Genomic DNA, 8,457 nt, shown 5'->3' on the forward strand with positions numbered 1-8,457 from the left:
GCGACGGATGGCCGTCGCCGGTGCGGGTGGTGAGCGGTTCAGGCGGCGGGGCCATCGGTGGCCCGCGGTGGCGGGAGGTATCCGCTCTCCCGGAGGCGGCCGAGGTAGAGGTCGATCAGCCGGGCGTCGACCGGTGGGCAGTTCAGGCCGGCGTCCGTCGAGACACGGTCGGTGTTGTCGCGGCCGAAACGGGGAAGCGTGCTCGTCAGATACGCCGACTCGACGGCGGGGTCCGTGTCGGTCGCGGGCGCGGCGATCAGCGGGAGGTATGGCGTCATCGGGTGCCGGGGGTCCGCGTCGACCGCCCGGACGACTCCGGCCACCCATTGCCGGTATCCGACCGTGCGCACCCGGTAGTTCATGGCACGCAGACGGTCCACGAGGAGGGACAGCTGTGCCACGTCGGGGTTGGTGATGTGGTAGACGCGGCCGTCGGGCTTCTCGTGGGTGATCACCCTGGTGATCACGTCGGCCGTGTGGTCGACGGGGACGAAGTCGAGCGCCAGCGGCACGTCGGGGGCCGTGCCGGTCTGCGCGATCGTACGGAACAGCGCGCACATCAGGGTGTCGGTGTTCCACATGCCCCGGTCACCGGTACCCGTGACCTCCGAGGGACGGTGGATCGAGGTGGGAAGCCCTTGGCGCGCGGCCTGGGCCAGCAGTTGCTCGGCGACCCATTTCGTCTGGGTGTAACCGGTCGGGAGTCGGCCGGGACGGCCGAGCGGGGTGGACTCCGTCACGTGCCGGACCCCGGCGAGGCCGAGGCCGGTGAGGACTCCGACGGTGGAGATGTGATGCACGGGCTTGAGCCGGTGCATACCCGCCAGTTCGATGACTGTGCGGGTACCGCCGACGTTGGTCGGAGCCAGTGTTTCGTAGGGGTAGGCGAAGTTGACCTGCGCGCCGCAGTGCACGATGACGTCGCTCTCCCGTGTCAAACGCCTCCAGGTTGCCCTGTCCACTCCCAACCGTTCGGCGGACAGGTCACCCGTGACCACCGTGACCCGGCCGTCCAGGCCTCGTGGATCCAGGCCGTAACGCCGCATCCGGGCGGCGACGCGCGCGGAGCCCTGCGCGTCGTCCCGTGCGCGGACGAGGCAGTAGAGATGTTCCGCACCGGCTGACAAGAGCCGATCGATGAGGTGGACGCCGACGAACCCGGTACCGCCGGTGACGAATACCCTTCCCAAGCGGCCTAATTCGGACAGCGGTCCGGTGAACGGCAGCATCCGGTCCAGTCGCGCCTCGGCGCGAAAGTCCGGCTTCGTGGGTGCGGCCCGCGCCGTCCCTTGCCCGGCGAGTCGCCGTGCCCGCTCTGCGAAACCACCGAAGGTCGGACTGCTCAGCAGCTCGCGGACAAGGGCGCTGCCCATCCCCGGGTCGATGCCGAAGTGGCGGCGGGTTGCCGCGGCGACGTGTGTAGCCGTCAACGACGTTCCGCCCAGGGCGAAGAAGTCGTCCCCCCGCCCCACGGCGTCCGTGCCCAGGACCTCGCACCAGATTCGCTCGAGTGCCCTCTCATCCGCGCCGTATGGCGGTGGGCCCTCGCGGCGACCGGCCTCCGGCTGGGCGAGCAGGGTCAGGAGGCGGGCGTGATCCGCCTTGCCGCTCGCCGTCAGGGGCAGGTCGGGGGCGCAGACGATCCTGCTGGGCACCATATGCGCCGACAACCGGTCCCGCGCGTGGTCGTACAGGTGGGTGGTTAGCGCGGTGGCATCAGCGCCCGGGATGGCGACCACGACGGCACCGAGGTGTTTCCCCAGTCCTTCGCCCAGTATGCCGACGGCGGCCTCCCGGACGTCTGGATGGGTGCACAGCACGGCCTCGACCTCGTCCAGTTCGATCCGGAAGCCCCGCAGCTTCACCTGCCTGTCCCTGCGCCCCAGAAACTCCAGCACGCCGTCCTCCCGGCGGCGCACGATGTCGCCCGTCCGGTAGAGGCGGCCCTGCGGATCTTCACCGAAGCAGTCGGGAACGAAGCGCTCCGCAGTCAGTTCAGGGTCGTTGAGGTAACCGATCGCCACACCGTCCCCGCCCGTCCACAGTTCCCCCTCCTCCCCGGCCGGGGCCAGGCTGCCGTCGCACCGGACCACGTGAACGGTGGTGGCGGGCACCGGTGTGCCGATGGGGACGAGTTCCGCGTCGTCGGATAGGTCGCGGACCGTGTACGACGTGGTGATGACGCCGTTCTCCGTCGGCCCGTAGCCGTTGATCAAGGTGGTGGGCGCGCCGTGGGCCAGTACGGCGCGGACGGCGCCGGGGTTGACCGAGTCACCGCCCACCATCAGACAGCGCAGTCCGGAGAACATGCGGGGTGCCGACTGGGCGTGTACGTGGAACAGTCCGGCGGCCAGCCACAGGGTGGTGATGCGGTGCTGGCGCAGGCACTGCTGCAAGGTCTCGGTGTCGAGCAGGACTTCGGGTTCCGGGAGGACCAGGCAGGCACCGTTGAGCAAGGTGCAGAAGATCTCGTAGTACGAGACGTCGAACGTCGGGTTGGTCGTGGCGAGCAAGCGGTCGCCGGGCCTGGGGACCGCCGGGTGGTCGGCGGTCACGAAGCGGACCAGGCCCCGGTGGTGGCACAGCACACCCTTGGGCGCGCCGGTCGAACCGGAGGTGTAGACGAGGTACGCGGCGTCCGTCGCCACCCGTCCTGCGGTCCGGCGCGGTTTGGGCCGTGCCGTCCTCTCCCGTTCCAGTTCGCGAGTGGTGACCCGGACGAGCGGGAGAGCCGGGGGGACAGTGGCGTCCGGCAGGGTCACCACATACCTGGCGGCCGCGTGCCGAATCATCATGGCCAGCCGTTCGCCGGGAGTGTGGGGGTCGAGGGGGAGGTGGACGGCGCCTGCCTCCAGGACGGCGAGCGTGGTCACCACCGACTGCGGGGAGTGGTCAAGGAGTACGGCGACGACGTCGCCGTCGCTCACGCCGCGAGCCCGCAGGTGCGCGGCGGCGCCGTACACCCGGTCGCGCAGCTTCCGGAACGTCCAGCGGCCGCCGTTCCACACCAGCGCCTCGCTGTCGGGGGTCCGCCGTGCCTGCCGGGCGAACAGGTCCGGGAGCAGGGCGTCGCGGAGGTCGCCGGTAGGGGTGTCCTGGCACGCGCGGACGTGCCGACGGGTGCGGCCGTTCGGCGTGGGCGCCGTCGACGGCATGATCGACTCCTCTCCTGGGTCGACTGGCCGGGATGTGCGGGGCCGGTTGCGGTCAGCCGGTGAGCAGGACCTTTCCGGCGCGTCCGGGTCGCCCCGTGCGTTCGAGCGCGGTACGGAAGTCGGCGAGGTCGTAGCGTTCCGCGACCTCCAGGCCGGGCAGGCCTCGTGCGACGGCTTCCTGGACCTCCCCGGTGAGAACGCCCAGCTCCTTCTCGTCCAGGCGCTCCATACGGGCGGGAAGCCAGAAGCCGCACACGCTCACCTGCCGGAAGACCAGGTCGTCGGGGCGCACCGAGAGGGGGCGGCCGGACAGCATGCCGTAGGAGACGAACCGTCCGGCGGGACGGAGGGAGCGCAGAGCCGCGTCGCCGAGAGCGCCGCCCACCGCGTCCAGCACCGCGTCCACCTGGCCGCACTCCACGGTGTCGCGTACCGCCTCGGTGAGGGCGCCCGCGGAGCCGGCCGTCAGGGGCCGCGCGCCCAGGCGCGTCAGCGCGTGTGCTTGTTCGCGGTGTCTGACCACGGGCAGGCACCGGACACCGCGCCCGCTCGCCAGGTGGATCACCATGCGGCTCACGGCGGAGGCACCCGCGGTGAGGAGCAGCGTGGCGCCCGGTTCGAGGGCGAGGTCACGCACGAGCAGGTGGGCGGTGAACGGGTTCACGGTGAGCTGGCAGACGGCCTCGGTGGAGACGCCGTGCTCGACCGGGATCACCGAAGTGCCGGGGACGCAGATGTGTTCCTGCCACGTTCCTGTGGCGGAGACCGCCACCCGGGTGCCTGGTGCGGGCCCCCTGGTGCCGGGGCCGAGGGTGTCCACGGTGCCCGCCCCCTCGAACCCGGCGACAGCCCAGCCGCTCTCCCGGGTGCCCCCGTCCGGTCGCGGGGTGAAACGAGCCTCGCGACCGTAGGAGCCTTGGACGAACAGGAGGTCCGAGGGGTTGATCGGACGGGCGGTCAGCCGTACCCGTACCTGGCCCGGCCCCGGTTCGGGACGGGGAAGGTCTGTCAGGCGGAGCACACGGGCAGGATGTCCGTACCCCTGGAAGGCCACGGCCCGCATGATCAGCCCGCTTCCCCGCGCAGGTGCCGGTACAGGCTCTCGCTCAGCGAACCCACCGTCTCCCGGCCGCTGTGGACGACCTTGTTGACGAGTACGTGAGTGGCGTCGCCACCGTGCAGCGCGTCCGCCAGTTGTCCCGCCGAGCCCGCACCGCCGGAGGCGATGACCGGAAGCCCGGACACCCGGGCCGCGGCGCGGGTCAGTTCCAGGTCATAACCGATGCCCGTGCCCTCACGGTCGACGTTGTTGGCGAGCAGCGAGCGCACGCGCAGTTCACCGAACCGCCGGGCTACGGTGAGGGCGTCCACCGAGGTGCGGGTGGCGCCGCCGTGAATAACGGTCCGCCATCCACGCTGCCGGTCGCCCGAGCAGTTGACGACGCCGATGAGCCGTCGGCCCCCCAACAGGCGGGCGGTGCCCCCCACGCGGTCGGGTTCATCGACCATGCTGGTGCTGACCGAGAGCGCGTCCGCGCCCGCGGACAGCAACTCCTCGCACTCCTCGGGCGTCGGCAGGACTCCGTGCTGCACCGAGACGAGCAGTTCCAGGCCCGTCCCGTGCAACTCGCGCAGCAGGTCGGGCAGATAGCCGATGGCGGTCCAGGGATCGACGACGTCCAGGAACAACTCGCCGGCACCGTCGTGCGCATAGCCGGCAGCGATGCCGACGACGTCGAGGGGGTCGGCGAGACCCGGGATCCCGGACGGGTCGGTCGCCACGCCGTCACGCACGTCGATGCAGGGAATCACCTGCCGGGCCACCTGGGCCCATGAGTCCATGGTGCCGCTTCCTTGTCGCATTCCTTGTCCCATCGGTCATCCGCCTTCCAGGTAGTTGCGCAGTCGCCGCAGCCGCGGGCCGCGGGGTGCGAGGTGATGTGCCACTGCCAAAGCCGATGCCATGGCCGCTTCCTGTGTCTCCACCGGGGTCGTGCAGTGTCCGAGGAAGAGGAGGCGCTGTCCCTCTTCGATCGCGCCCAGCCGTTGCCTTGCCCGGCATGCCCGCGGGGTGGGGAGCGTCGCCCGGAACGAGGAGCGGGCGAGTTCCGCACGGGGCCACCCGGCGCGGTGGTCGACCTGGCTGACGAACAGATCGACACCCAGCGAGGGGCCGTACCAGGTCGTGGTCTCGCTCCGGCCCGCCTCCACCGTCGTGTTGCCGGCGGACCACACGCGCCGGTCCTCGGGCATTCCGTACGGATCGCGGTGCAGGACGTAGGTCACTTGCCGGTACGCGACGGCGTTCAGTGCCGCTTGCCAGGCTCCCGTGCCGGCCAGACCAGAGAGTGCTGCCAGGGCGTGGTCCGCCGGCAGAGCCAGGGCGACCGCGTCCACCGGGTGGACAGCTCCCGCTCCGTCCACGAGTTCGAAGCCCTCTGCGACCTGGCGCACCGCCCGCAAGCCGGTCCCCAGTCGCAGCTTGACCGAAGGCGAGCCGGCGGCGAGTGCATGGACGAGGGACGCGGACCCCGATCGCAGGTACGTGGTCCGGGGGACCGTGTCCGGCGGTGTGAAGGTCGCGCCGACCGCCCGGGCGGACAGGGTTCTCGCCTCGTCCAGCGTGCAGCCGTGGAGTGAAGCCGGCAGCGCGCACAACAGGTGCTCCACCGAGGGGGAGGGCAGCGACCACGCGTGCAGGAGGTCGTCGAGCGTGACGTCCCAGGACATCCCCTCCGTCTCCCACCGCGCGGATTCCTCGGCGAAACGGACCATGGCCCGGTACGCCGCTCCCCCCGTCGTGACCGGTCGTGCCACGTCGGCGGGTTCCGCGGCCGAGACCCACAGGGCCGGATGCTCGTGCTTGCGGAACACCACGCGAGAAGCCGTGGTCGCCACGAGATCCCCCGCCGGGACACCCGCCGACGCCGCGATGTGCCGCCAGACCGGAGACACCTCGACGGGTGTCTCCCTGACACCGAGGTCGATGACGTGAGTACCGCCGTCCGCCATAGTCTGTACGGACTCAGCGTTCCCGCCGAGCCTCGTCCGCTCCTCCAGCAGGAGCACCTCATGGCTTTCGTCGAGCAACCAGGCCAGCGTCAGACCGGCGATCCCGCCGCCCGCTATTCCCACGCGCACGGTCATAACCCTTGTCGGCTTCGCCGGCCGGCCTGGACGGCTTCTGGTGCTCGCTCCGCTCCGGCGGCGAACCGCCAAAAGCCGTCCAGACCGGCCAGCAGGGTTTTGGCGACCGCCGCGGCGTGGTCGGACGTGTCGCCTTCGCGGGCGCCGTCCTCCACGACGGTGGCGGCCAGGTCGAGCAGCTCCGAGGGTGCCGGCGCGCTGTAGTGGTCACGGAACGCCTCGGGCACCCTCGGGCCGGCGTCGGCCAGCGTCCGCACGAGTTCCCGGCACTCCCGCGCATAGGCCGCGAAGTCCGACCGCAGCGCCAGTGCCGCGGCAACGGGCCCGGCGTGCAGGCACATCCATGAAACCGCCATGGGGAAGGCGAACGCGTCGGCGGCTGTTACCGGGTCGAGAGCGGAGACGGAGGGTGAACCCACCGCCTTCGCGCACCGGTCGAGGCTCGGCCTGACGGAGCGTAGAACGGAAATCAGCCCGGTGAAGAGGTCGGCTGCCGGTCCACTCGGGAAACGGGTGAGAAGTACTGCGTAGGTCACGGTCTCGGTCTCCAGGCACAACTGGTCGGCCTGCACCATGCGACGGAGGTTCTCTCGGTTCACCCGGCCATCGCGAGCTATTCGCAACAGTGCGTTATCGCGCTGCTTGATGAGCCGCTCCTGCTCGACGAGTAACTGGGCGGCAGCAGACACAGGACCAGCATTCATGAATTCACCTCACCCGTATTGTTTAGTGGCTTCGTTCCGTGCAGTCCGAGTGCCCGAGCTTCGTGTCCGAAAACACTAGAAATTCGGTACCTTCGATACGGCACCCGGTCCTTTAGTCCCGCCTTGACGCCCGTAAGGGTCGGCACGCGGTGGAGCGCAGTCCGGTGAGTTCAGGTGCTGCAGGGGTAGAAAATAATTAGTGAGGGTGGATTGACGCGTAGGGGCGCAGGTAGACAGCTCATGGATCGGCCGGGCGCCACGGAATCGGAAGTCGAACGAATTCCTGGTTCACCGCCCCGCGAACCAGGGAACACTGACCCTGCCTGCTTCCGGCGCCAGAGCCGCTGTCCCGTCCGTGAGCGACAGACTCATCCCGGGGGGCGATGCCATGCCCGACGAAGAAGAACCGTGTCATCTGGAGCTCATGTGCAGTCTTCGGGTGCTGCTACGGGAGCTCGATGAGATAACCCGAATATTGAGGAGCCTGATTGAGGAACGCCGGTCGGATCTCGAATTCACTGACCGGTTTACGGGGATATCCAGCAGCAAAATGCAATGCCTCACAGATCGCGAGAAGGCAGTCTTCCAGCTACTTGTGACCGGTCTTTCGAATCGCCAGATAGGGCGTAAACTCGGCATAGCCGAACGCACAGTGAAGAACAACCTGCACTCCATCTACCGGAAGATCGGGGTATCGGGTCGGGCCGAGGCGATCGCCCAACACTTTGGGATCCCTGTCCGGCGCCACAGGGCAAGCGACTAAAGGCTCGCACGGCGGACTCCTTCAAGACGTGGGCGGACACCCGGGCAGGCGGCGCCTCGCGGCACCGGGCGGGGGGAGGAGGATCAGGAAAGGAGGGCGGCGGGCAGCGTGTCGAAGGCGCGCATGGTCGCCGTGCGGCGCCGTACGCCGTCGCCGGCAGCGGGCAGTTGGGCGGGGTAGTCGTCCAGGGCCGTGACCAGGGCGCGCAGTCCCGCCTGGGCGACGGTCGTACCGATGCAGGAGTGCGGACCCCACCCGTAGCCGAGATGCGGGTTCGGGGTGCGGTCCAGCACCAGCTCGTCCACCCGCGCGAAGGCGGCCGGGTCACGGTTGGCCGCCGCGAACAAGACGACGACCTTCTGCCCGGCGGTGATCTCGACCGAGCCGATTTGGCACGCCCGTACCGCCGTGCGCGTGGTGCCCTGCACCGGCCCGTCGAAGCGCACCAACTCGTCCACGCCCGTGGCCAGCAGTGCCCGGTCCCTCATCTGGTGCAGGGCCCCGGGGTGTGCGAGGAGGGTATGCACGGCGTTGCCGACGGCGGCCGCTGCCAACGTCCGCATCCCCGAAGAAGCCCGCGACCGGCTCGCGGACCTAGGGCGTGTCCGCAAAGTGGTTGGCTCGTTGGTCTGTTCGTGGTGCGTCGTCATGAGCTGACAGATGAGTCGTGGGCGGTGATCGAGCCGTT

General features: G+C 69.9%; 7 protein-coding genes. 1 reads left to right on the forward strand and 6 read right to left on the reverse strand.

Annotation, left to right across the window (positions count from 1 at the left end; genetic code table 11):
- Positions 1 to 38: 38 nt before the first annotated feature.
- From ABZ385_RS25815 to ABZ385_RS25835, 5 genes are read right to left on the reverse strand one after another with little or no spacing between them, the layout of a single operon-like run.
- Positions 39 to 3,155, reverse strand: coding sequence for an amino acid adenylation domain-containing protein (locus tag ABZ385_RS25815; protein ID WP_358913413.1), 3,117 nt, complete (start codon positions 3,153 to 3,155; stop codon positions 39 to 41).
- A gap of 52 nt (positions 3,156 to 3,207) precedes the next feature.
- Entirely contained in the window at positions 3,208 to 4,176 is a 969-nt protein-coding gene (locus ABZ385_RS25820) for a zinc-dependent alcohol dehydrogenase family protein (RefSeq protein WP_358913415.1), read from the reverse strand.
- A gap of 44 nt (positions 4,177 to 4,220) precedes the next feature.
- The gene (locus ABZ385_RS25825; protein ID WP_358913417.1) at positions 4,221 to 4,997 is read right to left on the reverse strand and encodes a HisA/HisF-related TIM barrel protein; all 777 of its coding nucleotides are present in this window, start codon (positions 4,995 to 4,997) and stop codon (positions 4,221 to 4,223) included.
- Between the two features lie 36 nt (positions 4,998 to 5,033).
- Positions 5,034 to 6,296 carry an NAD(P)-binding protein gene (locus ABZ385_RS25830; protein WP_358913419.1) on the reverse strand — a complete coding sequence of 421 codons (1,263 nt, stop codon included), beginning with the start codon at positions 6,294 to 6,296 and terminating at the stop codon, positions 5,034 to 5,036.
- Positions 6,297 to 6,298: 2 nt separating this feature from the next.
- Positions 6,299 to 6,991 carry a hypothetical protein gene (locus ABZ385_RS25835; RefSeq protein ID WP_358913420.1) on the reverse strand — a complete coding sequence of 231 codons (693 nt, stop codon included), beginning with the start codon at positions 6,989 to 6,991 and terminating at the stop codon, positions 6,299 to 6,301.
- Positions 6,992 to 7,556: 565 nt separating this feature from the next.
- Between ABZ385_RS25835 and ABZ385_RS25840 the strand changes: the two genes are divergently transcribed.
- Entirely contained in the window at positions 7,557 to 7,769 is a 213-nt protein-coding gene (locus ABZ385_RS25840; RefSeq protein WP_358913430.1) for a LuxR C-terminal-related transcriptional regulator, read from the forward strand.
- 83 nt (positions 7,770 to 7,852) lie between these two features.
- Here the strand turns inward: ABZ385_RS25840 and ABZ385_RS25845 are convergent, their stop codons facing one another.
- Entirely contained in the window at positions 7,853 to 8,323 is a 471-nt protein-coding gene (locus ABZ385_RS25845; RefSeq protein ID WP_358913422.1) for a cytochrome P450, read from the reverse strand.
- Positions 8,324 to 8,457: the final 134 nt, after the last annotated feature.

Origin of the sequence: Streptomyces sp. NPDC005898, assembly GCF_040629635.1 — a bacterium.
In the GTDB taxonomy this organism is placed as follows: domain Bacteria; phylum Actinomycetota; class Actinomycetes; order Streptomycetales; family Streptomycetaceae; genus Streptomyces.